Source organism: Paenibacillus sp. FSL W8-0194, assembly GCF_037969745.1.
In the GTDB taxonomy this organism is placed as follows: domain Bacteria; phylum Bacillota; class Bacilli; order Paenibacillales; family Paenibacillaceae; genus Paenibacillus_AQ; species Paenibacillus_AQ cookii.
Map to the genome: position 1 here is coordinate 3,939,029 of NZ_CP150205.1, position 15,631 is coordinate 3,954,659.

A 15,631-nucleotide genomic window follows, 5' to 3' on the forward strand; every position below is an offset into this window, starting at 1 on the left:
TGCCATACGGCTCGCGTCAGCCTCTATGCCACCGGTATCCGACTCCCCAGACCGTCTGGATCGGCGTATAGGAAAGTCCGGCGCGCTGGACCTTTTCGCGGATATTTTTGACATGGGTGTCCACAACCCGGTAATCCCCTGCATAATCGTTGCCCCACACGTTTTCGATCAGCATGTCCCGCGAGTAGACGCGATGTTCGTTTTCCGCCAGCAGCAGCAAAATGTCGAATTCCTTTTGCGTCAAGTCCAGCGGCGTATGCTCAACGAGCACCTCCCGGCCTTCCGGGTAGATGGTCAACCCCGGCATTTCCAGCTTTCGGACATGCCCGGCCTGGAGCCGGGCCTGCCTCGATCTGCGGATCAAGGCGCGAAGCCGTTCCGTCAATTCTTCCGGCTGAAACGGCTTCGGCAAATAATCGTCCGCGCCGATTTTCAGCCCCTTCACGATGTCCTTCGTATCGGAACGCGCGCTCAGCATCAGCACCGGCGCCATGGAAAACCCCCGCAGCTCCTCGCATACCTGCCACCCGTCCATGTCGGGCATCATGACGTCCAGCACGACGGCATCGAATGCGCCGGCCCGCAGCAGGTCCAGCGCTTCGCTCCCGCTTGCCGCTTCCCTGACGCCGAACCCCGCCTGCTCCAAATAAATGCGCAGGAGATTGCGCATGTTCCATTCGTCATCAACGATCAAAACCCGGTCTTTTCCCATTTCCGTTTCCTTTCCCTTCAGCGGCGTCCCCGGCCGGGAACGTGAGGATGAACGAGGTTCCCGTTCCAGGCGTGCTGCGAACCTCGACCGTTCCTCCTTGAAGCTCCGCCAGTTTTTTCACGATGGAAAGGCCGAGGCCGCTCCCGCCGTGCTGCCGGGAACGCGACTTTTCGACCCTGTAAAAACGCTCGAAAATGTAGGGCAGCTCCTCCGCGGGAATGCCGGGTCCGGTATCGCTGACTTCGATCCTGATCCGGTTCCCTTCGTTTGCGGCGCTGAGCACAATCTCGCCTTTCGTCGTAAAGGAGACGGCATTATCCAGCAGATTGATCAATATTTGCTCCATGCGGTTGCCGTCGGCCCAGACATATTGCTCCTTCCGCGGATGGCGGACATGAATGCCGATGCCCTTGCTTTCCGCCCGAAGCTTTACCTTCAGCGCGCTTTTGTCGAGCAACCCGTTGACCTCCACCCATTCGGGACAAAGGTCGATCCGGCCTTCTTCCAGTTTCGCCAGATCGAACAGCTCGCGGATCAGAACCATCAGGCGGCGCGCTTCTTGGGCGATGATGTCGAGCGTTTTTCTCTGTTCCTCTTCGCCATGAACGAGTCCCTTCGAAAGCACGTCGGCATACCCCTCAAGGTACGTAATCGGCGTCCGCAGCTCATGGGAGATGTTCGCAAAAAACTCGTTTCTCGTATCCCTGTACCGCTGGAGTTCTCCGGCCAAATCGTTGATGGCCCCGATCAGCGACCCGATCTCGTCTTTCCTCGTGACCGGCAGCCGGGTTTCAAGTTCTCCCCTGGCAATTCGCCGCGCCGCCCTTTCGATCTGCAGCAGGGGACGCGACAGCTTCCTGGACAGCATGAACACAAGGCCCAGCGTGACGAGGAACGCGCCCGCTCCCGTCAGGGCAATCATCGTCCGGATCGAGCGGATCGAATGCTTCATCGCCTCCAGCGAGCTGATGACGTACACGCCTCCGATGAACCTGCCGTTTTCGTCCGTCATCGGTTTGCCGTGCAGCAGCAGCCATTTGCCGTTCGCGGAAAATTCCGTTTCCACCTGACGGGAAGCCAGCAAATTCGGGCGGTCCCAAATCCCGTCCGGGTATTGCCTCTGCGAAATCAACTCGGCATCCCGCTTGGAAAACGTGCCGTCCGCCCGCAGCAAAAAAATGTCCACGTTCGAAAATTCGGCCATCGTGCCGATCAGATCGTTGGCGGCAACCGATTGCTTTTGCAGCATGTGCACGACGTGAGCCGCAAGCTCTTCCGCTTCGTGATGGCTTTGTTTCGTCGTGAACTTGGTAAACAATCCGCCCATCACGACGCCAAGCAGCAGCAGCACGGCGACGAACATGCCCAGCATGACGGCGCCAAGCTTGACGTCGATCCGGTTCCATCTTTTCATTGGCATCATTCGCTCCCTCTAGGCGTTCCACCGGCTGCACCCGCAAGCCCTTCGCGGATTTTCGGCAGCCGGATTTTATCGTAAGTCCAGAGTCCAGTATAGGCTATAAATGTGTAGAATCCATGAAGCCGCCCGTTTTTCGAAAAAACATGCTGCCGGTTATAGTCCCAAAGAAATATATTTGACCTCCAAATATTCCTCGATGCCGAAATGGCTGCCCTCGCGTCCCAGCCCGCTCTGCTTAAAGCCCCCGAACGGGGCTTGCGCCGTGGATGGAAGCGGGTCGTTGACCCCGACGATGCCGTATTCCAGCGCTTCCGCGGCATACAGCGCTTCTTTGATGTTTCCGGTAAATACGTAAGCCGCAAGCCCGTACGGACTGCGGTTGGCGCGCTCGACCGCCTCCTCCAGCGTGCGGAAGGTCGTAATCGGCGCGAGCGGGCCGAACGTCTCCTCGTTCATGCATTCCATCTCGTCGGTGGCGTTCATCAGGACCGTGGGGTTCATGAAATAACCTTTGGCACCCTCCGGTGCATCCCCGCCCGTCAGAATCGTGCCGCCTTTGGCTTTGGCGTCTTCGATCTGGCGCTTCACCTTTTCGACGGCTTTGGCATTGATCAGCGGACCGATGTCCACGCCTTCCTCCATGCCGTTTCCGACCTTGAGCCGGGATGCGCGCTGCGCCGCCCTTTTCGCGAATTCGTCGGCGATCGATTCCTCCGCGTAAACCCGGTTCGTGCATACGCAGGTTTGTCCGCCGTTGCGGAATTTGGAGGCGATCAGCCCCTCGACCGCTTGATCCAGATCGGCCTGCGCCGTCACGATAAACGGTGCGTGGCCGCCCAGCTCGAGCGATATTTTTTTGACCGTGTCGGCCGCGCCGCGCATCAGCATTTTCCCGACCGCCGTCGATCCCGTGAACGAAATTTTGCGGACCCGTTCGTCCTGTTGCCATGCTTCGGCGATCGGAGCCGCATCCCCGGTCACGACATTGAATACGCCCGCGGGAATGCCCGCCCGTTCGGCCAACTGGGCCAGCTTCAAGGCCGTAAACGGCGTTTCCTCCGACGGTTTGAGCACGACCGTGCATCCGGCGGCCAGCGCCGGAGCGACCTTGCGCGTGATCATCGACGCCGGGAAATTCCACGGGGTAATCGCCGCGATGACGCCTACCGGCTGCTTATGCACCCATATTCTTTTGTTCGGGGAAGAAGCCGGGATCGTCTGCCCGTATACCCGTTTGCCTTCTTCGGCGTACCAGGAAACGAAGCTGTTCGCGTACCCGATTTCTCCGGCCGCTTCCTTGAGCGGCTTGCCCTGCTCCGCCGTCATGATTTCGGCCAGCTCCTGCGTGTGCGCTTCGATCAGCGCATGCCATTTCATCAGCAATCCGGCCCGTTCGTTCGCCGTCAAGGCGGACCAGGAGGGCAGCGCCGCATAAGCCGCGTCCGCCGCTTGGCGCGCCTCGTCCGCGCCGCCTCTCGGAATCGAGCCGATCACTTCAAGCGTCGCCGGGTTCCGAACCTCCAGCTCCTCCCGGCAGCTTTTCCACTCGCCATTAATATACATGTTCTGGATATACATCCGTAAGTCTCCCCTTTCCTGCGAAGGCTGATATGGATCCCCCTCATACCTATAAATATACCCTTTTTATAGGCCGTGCCGTCAATGTCGGCAGGAGCATATGGCATGAAATGCCAAAAGCCACCCGTTCCGCCGGAAAGGATGGCTTCTTGTCACCGCACGCGAAAGCGACGGATGACGTTTAGCTTCTGCCCAATATTTTTCTCCCGAAGGTGAATATCACGGCAAGCATGGACAGCCCCACGATCAGCTGCATGCCGTACACCTGCGTCCAATCCGGCCAATGCCGGATCGCCTCAGAGGCGTTGCCGCCGAGTAGAGGCCCGAAAAAGGCCGCCACCCCCGTAATCGCCGCATACATCGCCATGTACATCGGACGTTCGCTTTTCGGCGTGTCGCCGATCATGAAATTGAAGGCCAGCTGGTTAAAGCCCCCGACCCCGATGCCAAAGACGATATGGGCGGCAAACAGGACCGGCAGCATCGGCAACACGGACAACAACCCCCACATTAAACACGAAAGGGCGATGACCGGCAGCGTCCAAAAGAGGAGGCGCCTGTTGCTGTAGCGGGTGTTCAGGCTGCCCCAAACGTAAAAGCTTCCCATCATGAACACGGTCTGGGCGACGTTAAGCAGCGACAGCGTTTGATGGTTGACATGGAGCAGCTGGAGCATGACGAAGGAATACAGCGGCACGACCAGGTTTTGCAAAAACAGAAAGCTTCCCAAAAAAAGGGTCGCCTTCATGAACGCGCCGTCCTTCAGCGGCTTTTTCAGCATCGGAACGAAGCGGCGCTCCGAAGAATGTTCGAACGGCATATCGGGATACAAGAAAAACATCGCAATGTTGGCGGCGATGCAAATCCAGACGACCACGTACAGGATGAGGTAGCCCGTGCCCCCGGGTTCATGGTCCAGAAGCATCCCCCCGCCGTACATGACCAGCGTCCCCAAAGCGTTCAGCATCGTGTTGCGGATGCCGAAATACCGCCCGCGGACACGCGCGGGAACGATATCGCTGATCAGCGAGTTCCACAAAATACCCCCGACGGTGTTAAACGTAAAAGCAAGCGTATACAAAATGATAAAGGCGGTGACCCATAGCGGTTTGGGAAACAAAAACGGAATCAGTCCCGTGCTGCCCCACAAAATCCGGTGTATGGCCACGAACAGGACAAGCGTCCACTTGCGGCTGTGCAGCCGCTGGATCAAAAATGCGGCGAACAGCTGGGCAATATTGACGAACGTCGTAATCGCCAGCACGAAGCCCAGCTGACTGGAGTCGGCTCCGAGATACAGCAGATAACCCGTCAGGAATTGTCCCCCGAGCAGCGTCTGGAACATCACCGCGGGCACGCCTTCCATCGTGGCAATCCTGAGGTTTTTGCGCTGAATCGATTTTTTGCGCGCGTACTGCCGTCTCGTTCTTAATGAAATCATGATGTACTCTCCTTCGGAGCTCCCGTATGTTGGTTCCGGATTTCAAATATGGGGCGGATGCCTTCTTTTTCTTGTCTTTGATCATCATTCTACTCGCAAAGGGTCACGAGTCAATATGGGCAAACGGCCTTACGATCACAAAAATATTTGTGGAAATTCACGTGGAAATCCCTTGCCGAAAGCGATATATTGTAAGGTTGCGGCTCATGAACAAAAGCTCCCTCGCGAACATCGTAAACAAAGCTCCCCGGACTTGAGCAGCCTTGTTCTGACGGCGCATCATGGGTTGCATCGGTTCAAAACCGTTTTATGCCTCGATAATTCCGGCCGCTGGAATCACGCCGAACTTCGCGGCCAGCTCGGACAGCTCCCGGTCGGTTATCGACTGTTTGATTCCGTGGGCTGCCGTCAGCATGTACACCTGCGCCGCCTTTTCCACCGTTTCGATCAACCCGAAGGCTTCATCCATCGTTGATCCGCTGCCGAAAATGCCGTGATGCGGCCACACCACCGCTTTTTTCTTTTTCATTTGATCTGCGGTTTTCCGCCCGATATCCGTTCCTCCCGGAACCATCCACGGCAATACGCCCACTCCTTCCGGGAACACGACGATGCATTCGGTGCACATTTGCCAAAGCGTTTTTGTGAATTTTTTCTCATCCAAGTCGTGAACAAAGGTCATCGCAATGACATGCGTGGCATGGGAATGCATGACGACCCGGTGTTCGGGGTCCGCCCGCAAACGTTCGATATGGCTCATAAAATGCGCGGCCAGTTCGCTTGTCGGCAAAGCATTCCCTTCGAATCCCCACAATACTTCGGCGTGCTCCCCGTCTGCCGTAACGCGGATGATGCCGAGGCTCCCCGCCGGATCGGAAACGATGTTCCTGAAATATTTGCCGGAGCCGGTCACGAGGAATATTTTGCCTGCAAGCTCGGGAGCCGGAAACGATAAAGCGATCTTCCGCCCGACTTCGCCAAGGTGGAGGTAAGAGGCAACCTCTTCTTCTTCCAATATGCGGCTGATATTCCCGCCGTTCCGTTCGTCCCAACCGAGCGTCCACATATGGTAAGCCATCTCTGCCATTTCGCGGACTGCAGGAATCGCGGTTTTTGAAACATGATGCCGGTCCGATGCAATGATTGTCGTGCTCACGGTAAGCCTCTCCTTTGATCTGATCTGTATTTTTCACCTTCATCGTACTCCCGGGAATACGCCAAGTCAACATAAACAAAAAATATAAATGTTGTTTTGTTTTTGTTTGTGTACTTTTTTTGTCTGAGTAGAATAAACTTTGCGTACGTATGTTTTGGTGTTGACATATTTAGGAATATGTTCTATAGTAATATCAATTTTATTCGATGATCGGCTTACGCGAAGCACTCGTAAGGAAAGGCTCCATGCCTTTTTTTGCGGGTGCTTTTTTGCGTCTTTTGGCCTCTTTTTGTCCTTCGCCGCTCATCCCATTTTTATCGCAAAGGAGAATGTCCATGAATCCCGTCAAAAAAATCGCCGCTGTTTTTCTGTCCCTGTTGATCGCCTTGTCGTTATACGACTCCCGGATGGCCGAAGCGGCGGCCTCCATGCAGTGGTCCCCAACCCAGCAGCAGGCGGTGGACCGCGCCACGGCCTCGGACAGCGCCCTTCGCAGCCAGCTTTCTTCGCTGTACCGCATGTTTACCGATGTGCAGGAACAGCTGCGCCAAAGCGACCTTAACATCAGCGCCCAGCATTACAAAAACGAAGAAACCAAGTCCGGCCTGACCAAGCAGGTCAAAATGATCGACGCGGACAAAATCGCCAAACTGGAAGCCGCGGCCAAACAAGCAAAGGACAAATACAAACCTTTGTTTTCGATGTACACCTCGATCAACCAGCAGATCAAAACCGCAAACAAGCTCAAAAACAAACAGCTGTCCTCCGCGCTGAAAGCCCAGGCCGACACGATGAAAGTCGCGGTCCAAATCGCCAAAGCGGACATCAAAAACAAGGAGCAGGCGCTCAGCGCAGCCAAAACGAAGCGAACCGCCGCACAGAAGAAAATCCGCGGCATCATGGCGCAGGCCGACCCGCTCCGCATCCGGATCAAGGCCGAAAAAAGCACGGCCAGCAGCCTGAACAAAAACGTAAGCCCGCTTTGGAGAAACGTAACCCAAGCCGTTAAAGGCGGGAACGGCAAACAAGTGTATAACGCTCTGAACACCCTTGTCTCCCAGCTCCGCCAAATCCAGGAACGGAAGCAGAGAATTCTATCGCTGGAAAATCAAATCGGCGGCATCCTGCAAAACGCAAAAACGCAGCTCGCCTCCGTGTCATAACCGCCTTGCAAAGCAATTGAACGCCTTTCGAAAATGGTGATTGCGCCGTCCACCAGATTTTGGTATGATGGAGTCCTTCTCACTCGTTACGCCTTGACTGAAGTTGACGGTTTTCGTCGCCACAAAACTTATCGGAGGTGTTCAATGCTCTATTTCACTTTGGCTTCAAAAGCGTATGCCCGCAATTTGCACTACCGCGGGGCGCACATGCTGCACAATGTCGCAAGCGCTCTCTTCGGCTATCTGTACGCCTGCATCTGGATCGGGATCGGACAGGACCACTCGCTTGGCGAATACGGCGTGCACGGCATGGTCGGCTACATTGCTTTTAATCAGGCATCGCTGTGGGTGTCCGGCTTCGTGAGCAACGGGCTCGGCATACCGCAAGCGGTCAGGACAGGCCAAATCTCCCTCGATTTAATGCGGCCTGTCCATTTGTTTGTCATGTGCATGTGCAGGGAATGGGGACAGATCGCGTATCAGTTCGTCTATAAATCCGTCCCGATCTATCTGCTGTATATGCTCGCGTTCAAGCTGTCCCTGCCGACCCGGCCGGACACAATCCTGTTTGCGGCCGTCGCCCTCGCGGCTGCGGGTTATATGTCGATCTGCATCAACTACATGATCGGGGCGACGTCGCTGTGGACCACCGAATCAAGCTGGTTGTACTGGGTCAACCACGCGCTCATCAATTTGCTCGCCGGGTTTCTGATCCCGGTCGAATGGCTGCCGTCTTGGCTGCAGACGGTCGGCTGGTTGTCGCCTTATCCGTATCTGTTATACGTTCCGACGCGCATCTACATGGGTTATGAACAACCGGGTATCCTGCTCGGTTCAGTTGCTTGGTGCATGCTCCTTACGCTGCTTTGTCTGCTCGTCACCGCTGCGGTCAGACGGAAAGTCGAGGTGCAGGGAGGATGAAGATGAAGCATTGGCTCGACCTTTATGCCGTGTTAATCCGTTCGAGCATCCAAAGCCGGATGCAGTACAGGATGAACTTCGTGCTCGGCACCCTCCTTGCCGCCCTCATCCAAATCGCGGAATTTCTGATGATCGCCATCATTTTGAACAAATTCGGGGCCGTCAAGGGATGGTCGCTCCATGAAGTCGGTTACCTATTTGCCGTCATGACGTTGTCCAAAACGCTGTATCGCACCTTTGCCAGCGACGTGCACCACCTGGAAAGGTATTTGACGACCGGCGAGCTTGACCAGCTGCTAACCCGGCCGATGCCGGTCCTGCTTGCTTTGATGAGCCAAAACGTCCGGCTGATGCCCGCCGAATTGCTCCAAGGCAGCGCCGTGTTGTATTGGTCGCTGCATGGGTTGATGTCAGCGGGGCAGATCACATGGACGGCCGTGCCGTATACCCTGCTTGCGATCGTCACCGGTGCCGTGATCCTGTTCGCGATCGGTCTAGCGACCGCCGCGGTCGGTTTTTGGATGACGCGGATCAACGAGCTGCAGACGCTGACGGAAGACGCTTCGCAAACGGCGGCCCGTTACCCGCTGGTGTTGTACCCGTCCTGGCTCCGTTCCTTCCTGCTTGTCGCCATTCCCGTCGGTTTTGTCAATTATGTCCCCTCCCTGTTCATTTTGCGGGGAGAATACGGCCCTTGGCTCATTTTGGCCGTCGCGCTGCTTGCCGCCTGCGTACTGGGACTTGCGCTTACATTTTGGAAATTCGGGCTTTCGCGTTATCAAAGCACGGGAAGCTAAGGAAAAGGAGATCTGATCATGGGAGCAATGATTGAAGTATGCGGGCTTCATAAGCAGTTCCGGACGCCCGTCGTCAAGGAAGGCCGTTTCGCCGGAATCCGCACGTTGTTTACGAGGGAATACCGCCTCAAGGAAGCGGTGAAGGATATCAGCTTTACGATCCAAAAAGGGGACTTCGTCGGTTACATCGGCCCGAACGGAGCCGGCAAATCGACGACGATCAAAATGTTGACGGGCATTCTTCACCCCTCTGCGGGCGAAGTCAAAATCAATGGGTTCGATCCCCATAAGCACAGGCGCCGGGTGGCCCAAAAGCTCGGCGTCGTGTTCGGGCAGCGCAGCCAGCTGTGGTGGGATTTGCCCGTCAAGGATTCCTACGACATTTTGGCTCATATGTATAGAGTCGCCCCTGCTGAAAAGGAGCGGCGCCTGGCCGAGCTCGTGGAACTGCTGAACCTGAAGGAGTTTTGGGAGACGCCGGTCCGCAAGCTGTCGCTCGGGCAGCGGATGCGCGCCGATATCGCCGCCTCGCTGCTGCACGATCCGGACGTTTTGTTCCTGGACGAGCCGACCATCGGCCTCGACGTATCCGCCAAACGGAGCATCCGCGAATTTTTGAAAACGCTGAACGGCGAATTCGGAAAAACGATTTTGCTGACGACTCACGACATGGACGACATCGAACAGCTCTGCCGGCGGGTCATGGTCATCAATCACGGGGAACTCAGCTACGAGGGAACCATTGAGCATTTGCGGGACAAAATCGGGCTCCCGACCGTCATCCGGATCGTCTTCCGCGGCTCCTACCGTCTGCCGGCCCAGGAAGGCGCGGGGATGCCGCTGCAACTCCGCCTGGACGGCGCGGAAGGCGAATTCCGAATCATCGAAGCGAGCGACAGCGAGGTGCTAATCGAAGCGAACCGGCAGCAGGCCAAGGCGATGGACATTTTGCGGATGGTCGGCCGCTGGGGAGAAATTGCGGACATTCATATGGAGGAACCCAATTTCGAGGATATCATCCACCGGGTGTATTAACGATTTTTACCGGGGAGAAGCAGGATGCGCGGACGTACAACGTCCGCAGCCTCCTGCTTTTGTTTTTTTCACAGGTGCTCGCCCCATGATCAAAGGATTCTACATCTGGGATCCGGCCTGATAGTTAAGCAAGCGCTTAAAGGCGCCTTTGTTCTCTTGCGACAGCTGCATGTATCCGCCTTGTTGAATGACCCGGCCGCGATCCATGACGATCACGTGGTCCGCATTGCGAATGGTGGATAGACGGTGGGCGATGACGATAATGGTCACGCTCCCTTTCAATTCTTCCAGAGCCTGTTGAATTACTCGTTCGTTTTCGCTGTCCAGCGCGCTTGTCGCCTCATCCAGGACGAGGATCGCGGGGCGCTTCAAGATCGCCCTTGCCAATACGATTCGCTGCCGTTCCCCTCCCGATAACCGGATGCCCCTGTCGCCGATGACCGTATCCAGTCCTTGGGGAAGATGGCGCACAAATTCGTCGGAGGCGGCAAATTTCAAAGCGCTCCATAGCTGTTCATCGCTGGCCTCCGGATCGACCAGCTTCAAATTGTACCGGATGCTCTCATTGAACAGAAAAGGATCCTGCGGTACATAACCGATGGCGCTGCGCAAAGACAGAAGCTTCCGCTCGTCCCGAAGGGATACGCCGTCGATAAGCACCTGTCCTGATTCAGGCTGGATCAAACCCATGAGCATATCGATAAGCGTGCTTTTTCCAGAACCGGATTTGCCTACGATGGCCGTCATGCGGTTCGCGGGAATATGTACGTTAACGTTGCGCAAAGCGTACTGGGAAGCATGGGGATCATAGCGGTAATCCACGTCCAAACATTCGATCCCGTCCACAAACCGGAAATCCTCCGGCTCATCTTCGAACGCCGCTTTGCTAAGCTCCTGGTCGGCCTCGTATTCCTTTTGCAGTTGACGCATCGTGTGGAAAGCCGGAAGACAAGAAACGAGCTGCTCCATGTTCGATTGCATGCCGATAAATCTCGGCCACAGCCTGGAGAAAATCAGCACAACCACCACCAATTGTTGCGCCGGGGTATGCATGATTTCGAGCGCCAGATAAACGAAGCCGGCAATGAGTACGACAGAGGAGACGCGGTAGATGAATTGCGACAACGAATTCACCCGGCCAAACTGGATAAAATTCCGTTCCATATGTTCGGTCAGTTTGTTGAACCAGTGGATGTGAGACTGCTCGAGCCTGTTGCTTTTGATATCCTTGATACCGTTAAAATGCTCGCTAATGCCTGAAAAATAATATTTTGAGAGCTCCGTTGTCTGTTCCCCGATCCGTTTGGATTTCTTGATGAATTTACGTGAAAACAAGGCCAGCAGACCGCCGCTGATCAATACGGCTATGGTTAAAACTGGGGCGAGCCACAGGGCAATGGCGATTTGAAGAAGGGTGAATAAAAAAGAAGAAACCGCCTGCAGGAATAAAGATGTGCCCAAGTTTACCCGGCCCAGCTCATTGGACATGACATGGTTGAATTCGGATTTCCGTTTCCGGAGGTAAAACTCCCATTTGGCTTGCAGCAGGCCGCGGTACGTTTCCATGCGGAGCGTACGGATAAAGCTTTGCAATATCCTTGAGTTCAGCAAGGCTTGGCTCCGTTGAAGCCATGCCTGCCCCCCTATGATTACGATGTATAAGGCCAATACGATCGGCAAATTCAAATCAAGCGACCATGATTCGATGATGCCAATCATAGCGGACAGGAGCGGTATGCTTGACGTATCCATGGGAAATACTCCGATGATGCTCAGAAGGGGCACGATCAAATAGATGCCGAAACCGTCCAGCAAACTGATGAGCAAAACCATGGACATGTTCAGGTATAGTCTAAATCCCGCGAAATGATGCATTTTGCGAACATAATAAAACAGCTCTTTCATTATGCAAAGCTCCTTAAGCGGATTCCGGGCGGCGCTTCACTTCTCGGCCCTGCAACCTTCAGCGCCCATCCCGTTCCCGAATATTCCTACGACCGTGTATTTTTCATGGCCTTCTTTCCCGGTTACAATGTACGAACCGCTTCGCAGCCATGCATGGGCGACCATCTGTCCTTCGTTGTTTCTGGCGCTGCCCAAGTAGAGCGTGCTTGGAATCCCTCTTCTCTCCAACATCTTCATCGCAGCAATCGCCTTGACGAGACATTGGCTTTCCCACCATGTGAACCTGCTCATGGCATGGACTGCTCTGGACACCGTTCGCAACAGCTGCAGTTCCTGGTCCGTACGATTGGTATGAGGGGTCTCTTTCATTTTCTCCCCCAAGGTCGGGGCCACTTTGTGGAAGGGAAGCAGCTTAAGAATCCTCCCCCACGCCAGGTAAACGTAAGCTTCGGCATACATTCCCTTGACTTGCACGGGGGCATTCATAAAACGATGCACTTTTTGATAGAAGCTCATCGCTTAAAGCACACCTGTATCAGTTTCTCCGCCGCAAGGTGCCTCAGAAAAGCAAATACTTGCTGCTCACAGGCCTCCCGCCCGATTTCAAACTCTTCCACTAATTGATCCACGATCCCGGAAATGGTTACGGGGGAAGCAATAAGCTCCCAGATCCGGCTTCCGGTCTGCCCCAAATTATAATATTTTCCGTTTTCGATGCTCAGCATCACCTTTTCGCCATCCATCTCGCTGACCAAAAAACCTTCGGATTGTTTGACCAACACATCTGATGAAATCACGTCAACGCCCATAAATCGAGCCTCCTCTAATTGGATTATGCGCACTGCATTTGAATGATACATTTTGTATCATTATAGCAAAAACAGGTTGTTTTGTATACAACCGGCAGACGGTATTATGCGGACTGTTGCCTGAACCGCCGCCAGAACCAAAGCAACGGTCGAAGGGGGTAATATAAAAAATAAAGCGGCTTCGGCAGCGGTAGCAATAACGCATCCCGCGAACTGGGGAGCGTTTTGTTCAGAAGATAGGCGATTTTTTGCCGCGTTGACATTAACGAAAACAGGTAACGGTAATAATGCCAGGCAACGCTTTTTTCGGGTACGGGGTTTAATTGGACGATGCGCGAAACGTAAAAAAGGGCTTGGTCGGCAAGCCGGCGCGCTTTCGCATCCCTTGTCAGCTCCTCCAGTTCACCGGGAATCTCCGCCGACAGCAGCTGGGACGACAAAATCAGCGCCTGCCCAACGTGATGTTTGCCGCCATGCTGTTTCAGAACGTCCCTGAGCCGGGTTCCGCTGATTTGAGGCAGCAAACGTTCGATATCCATTAACCACCGCAACCGGAACCAGCCGTGCCTTGCCCCATGGTCCGTCAGGTAGTGGAGCTGATCTTCGTTTCCCAGGCAGTGGAAGGTTTGGTTCGCCAGGGCTACGGCGCGCTTGCGCTCCCATAGTTTTTCGAACGAATACGATTTGCTGAAGTGAGGATTCAATCTCCAGTGCACTTCCACTTGCGTCCGGTGCTCCTTATGTTCGTACGAAAGATGATGGGACTTTTTTTTCCAATTGCCCAAGGCACGGTAATCCATCAGTTCATAACCTAGCTGCAGCAGTACGTCCTCTGCCCGTTCCACTTCATCCGGTGACACGAGAATATCCAGGTCTTTGGATGTCCGATGGGCCAAATCTCCGTACAGCTGAAAGGCGAGCACCGGCCCCTTCAACAAAAGCGTCCGTACCCCTGCTTCGTCCAAACGTTCGTAGACGCGGCTCATTTCCCTGCTGAGATGGAGCATTTTGACGGTATTGCTTTGGTACTGGCGATGCAAGGATTCCATGACGCCCGGAGGAACCGAGGCGGCATACGCTTCTTTTAATTTGATATAGGCCAGAGGATATACCCGATGGTGCATCGCAAGCTTCATGAACCGATCCCAGTCCAGCGCCGCTCCCAGCTCCCGAATAAGATGCTGATCCGGGGATGTTCCCCCCAACAAGCTCAATAAAAAAATCAATTCTTCCGGCAAACCGCTGAGGTCTAGTTCCATGGCTTCTGCTCTCAAAGATTCCTCCCCCGCTATCTCCAATCGAATAGGTTCCATTTATAAGACCGGCGCCTGTTCCTTCGCGCCCCGATTCATGCCGGGCCGGCCCACGGAATAATAAACAAGATTCGTATTTGCAACTTGCCCTTCGTCATAAATGTTTCTGCCATCAATCAAATGCGGCAGCTTCAGCCAGCCTTCGATATCCGTTAACGGAATCTGCTGAAATTCCTGCCATTCCGTCAAAATGCAAAGCGCATCCGATTGCCAAGCCGCTTCCTTCGCGTTGTCGCAGTAGATTACGGTGTTCGACCCGTAAATATCCCTGAAATTGTCTTTGGCGATTGGATCATACGCTTTCACCTTTGCTCCGCGCCGTTCAAGCGCGGCGATGATTTCCAATGCCGGGGACTCGCGGACGTCATCCGTATCGGGTTTAAACGCAAGTCCCCAGACTCCGATCGTCGTACCCGCCAGTCCGTCCAGCAAGGACTCCAGCTTGCGAACGACGTTCAGGCGCTGATCCCGGTTCACTTCGATCACGGACTTCAGAAGCTTGAAATCATAATTCATTTGGCCCGCGATTTGAACAAGGGCCTGGGTGTCTTTCGGAAAACAAGAACCGCCGTAACCGATGCCCGCTTTTAAAAAAGAAGAGCCTATGCGCTTGTCGTAACCCATTCCGGAGGCTACTTTCGTCACATCGGCTCCGACCTTTTCGCATATATTCGCGATTTCGTTGATAAAAGAAATTTTGGTTGCAAGAAACGCATTCGAGGCATATTTAATCATTTCGGCGCTGCGGATATCGGTTACGATGATGTCGGGCGTCAAGCTTTTATGCAGTTCGACGAGCCATTCCTTCGCTTTTGGGCTGTCCGTGCCAATCACGATACGATCCGGGTGCAGCGTATCTTGGATCGCGGTTCCCTCGCGCAGAAACTCGGGAACGGATGCAACGTCAAAAGGTTTTTCTGTATGGTTCGCGATGATGTTGGCGATTTTTTCGTTCGTGCCTACCGGAACGGTGCTTTTGGTGACGATGATTTTATAACCGTTCATGGCGTTTCCGATCTCCCGGGCCGCTTCCTCGACATACCCCAAATTGGCCTGCCCGTTCGGCAAGGACGGCGTTCCCACCGCGATGATGACGATATCCGACCATTTCACGGAAGCGTTCAGGTCCGTCGTGAAACGAAGCCTGCCCGCTTCTTTATTGGAAGCTATCATGGACTGGAGCCCAGGTTCGTAGATCGGCACTTCGCCGCCGTTCAAGCGATCGATTTTTGCCGGGATCTTATCGACGCAAACCACCTCGTTCCCAAGCTCGGAGAAACATACGCCCGAAACCAATCCAACGTAACCTGTTCCTATGACCGCAATTTTCATTTTCGCTTCATTCCTTCTATAATAGAATTCGCTGTTTTGCCGTTTCGTA

At 54.6% G+C, this 15,631-nt stretch carries 14 protein-coding genes; 4 read left to right on the forward strand and 10 right to left on the reverse strand.

Translation table 11 applies throughout. The features are described from left to right. Positions 1 to 16 precede the first annotated feature (16 nt). From MKY58_RS17960 to rhaD, 5 genes are all read right to left on the reverse strand, one after another. Positions 17 to 712: a response regulator transcription factor gene (locus MKY58_RS17960; RefSeq protein ID WP_339321451.1), complete on the reverse strand. Its 696-nt coding sequence runs from the start codon at positions 710 to 712 to the stop codon at positions 17 to 19. Further along, positions 684 to 2,126: a HAMP domain-containing sensor histidine kinase gene (locus MKY58_RS17965; RefSeq protein WP_339321452.1), complete on the reverse strand. Its 1,443-nt coding sequence runs from the start codon at positions 2,124 to 2,126 to the stop codon at positions 684 to 686. The genes MKY58_RS17960 and MKY58_RS17965 overlap by 29 nt, the downstream gene beginning before the upstream one ends. Positions 2,127 to 2,285: 159 nt before the next feature. Further along, the gene (locus MKY58_RS17970) at positions 2,286 to 3,710 is read right to left on the reverse strand and encodes an NAD-dependent succinate-semialdehyde dehydrogenase (RefSeq protein ID WP_339321453.1); all 1,425 of its coding nucleotides are present in this window, start codon (positions 3,708 to 3,710) and stop codon (positions 2,286 to 2,288) included. A 181-nt stretch (positions 3,711 to 3,891) separates the two neighbouring features. Continuing rightward, positions 3,892 to 5,151, reverse strand: a complete 1,260-nt coding sequence (locus MKY58_RS17975; protein WP_339321454.1) for an MFS transporter — start codon at positions 5,149 to 5,151, stop codon at positions 3,892 to 3,894. A gap of 307 nt (positions 5,152 to 5,458) precedes the next feature. Then, positions 5,459 to 6,307, reverse strand: a complete 849-nt coding sequence (gene rhaD, locus MKY58_RS17980) for a rhamnulose-1-phosphate aldolase (protein ID WP_339321455.1) — start codon at positions 6,305 to 6,307, stop codon at positions 5,459 to 5,461. Positions 6,308 to 6,642: 335 nt separating this feature from the next. Here rhaD and MKY58_RS17985 point away from each other — a divergent pair, with 335 nt between their 5' ends. The 4 genes from MKY58_RS17985 to MKY58_RS18000 all read left to right on the forward strand — a co-directional run bounded on the left by MKY58_RS17985 (position 6,643) and on the right by MKY58_RS18000 (position 10,223). Continuing rightward, complete coding sequence (locus MKY58_RS17985; RefSeq protein WP_339321456.1) at positions 6,643 to 7,470, forward strand: hypothetical protein; 828 nt, start codon at positions 6,643 to 6,645, stop codon at positions 7,468 to 7,470. 144 nt (positions 7,471 to 7,614) lie between these two features. Next, positions 7,615 to 8,391: an ABC-2 family transporter protein gene (locus tag MKY58_RS17990; protein WP_339321457.1), complete on the forward strand. Its 777-nt coding sequence runs from the start codon at positions 7,615 to 7,617 to the stop codon at positions 8,389 to 8,391. Beyond that, complete coding sequence (locus MKY58_RS17995; RefSeq protein ID WP_339321458.1) at positions 8,388 to 9,188, forward strand: ABC-2 family transporter protein; 801 nt, start codon at positions 8,388 to 8,390, stop codon at positions 9,186 to 9,188. The genes MKY58_RS17990 and MKY58_RS17995 overlap by 4 nt, the downstream gene beginning before the upstream one ends. A 27-nt stretch (positions 9,189 to 9,215) precedes the next feature. Next, positions 9,216 to 10,223 (forward strand): ATP-binding cassette domain-containing protein, encoded by a 1,008-nt coding sequence (locus tag MKY58_RS18000; RefSeq protein ID WP_339325194.1) that lies wholly within the window; start codon positions 9,216 to 9,218, stop codon positions 10,221 to 10,223. Between the two features lie 99 nt (positions 10,224 to 10,322). On the opposite strand, the gene MKY58_RS18005 is transcribed toward MKY58_RS18000, so the two are convergent. From MKY58_RS18005 to MKY58_RS18025, 5 genes are all read right to left on the reverse strand, one after another. After that, entirely contained in the window at positions 10,323 to 12,128 is a 1,806-nt protein-coding gene (locus tag MKY58_RS18005) for an ABC transporter ATP-binding protein (protein ID WP_339321459.1), read from the reverse strand. A 36-nt stretch (positions 12,129 to 12,164) separates the two neighbouring features. Continuing rightward, positions 12,165 to 12,644 carry a lasso peptide biosynthesis B2 protein gene (locus MKY58_RS18010; RefSeq protein WP_339321460.1) on the reverse strand — a complete coding sequence of 160 codons (480 nt, stop codon included), beginning with the start codon at positions 12,642 to 12,644 and terminating at the stop codon, positions 12,165 to 12,167. After that, on the reverse strand, positions 12,641 to 12,937 hold the full coding sequence (locus MKY58_RS18015; protein ID WP_339321461.1) for a lasso peptide biosynthesis PqqD family chaperone: 297 nt from the start codon (positions 12,935 to 12,937) through the stop codon (positions 12,641 to 12,643). Before MKY58_RS18015 ends, MKY58_RS18010 begins: the two co-directional genes overlap by 4 nt. A gap of 104 nt (positions 12,938 to 13,041) precedes the next feature. After that, complete coding sequence (locus tag MKY58_RS18020) at positions 13,042 to 14,211, reverse strand: nucleotidyltransferase family protein (protein ID WP_339321462.1); 1,170 nt, start codon at positions 14,209 to 14,211, stop codon at positions 13,042 to 13,044. Positions 14,212 to 14,250: 39 nt separating this feature from the next. Further along, positions 14,251 to 15,582, reverse strand: coding sequence for a UDP-glucose/GDP-mannose dehydrogenase family protein (locus tag MKY58_RS18025; RefSeq protein WP_339321463.1), 1,332 nt, complete (start codon positions 15,580 to 15,582; stop codon positions 14,251 to 14,253). Between the last annotated feature and the right edge of the window lie 49 nt (positions 15,583 to 15,631).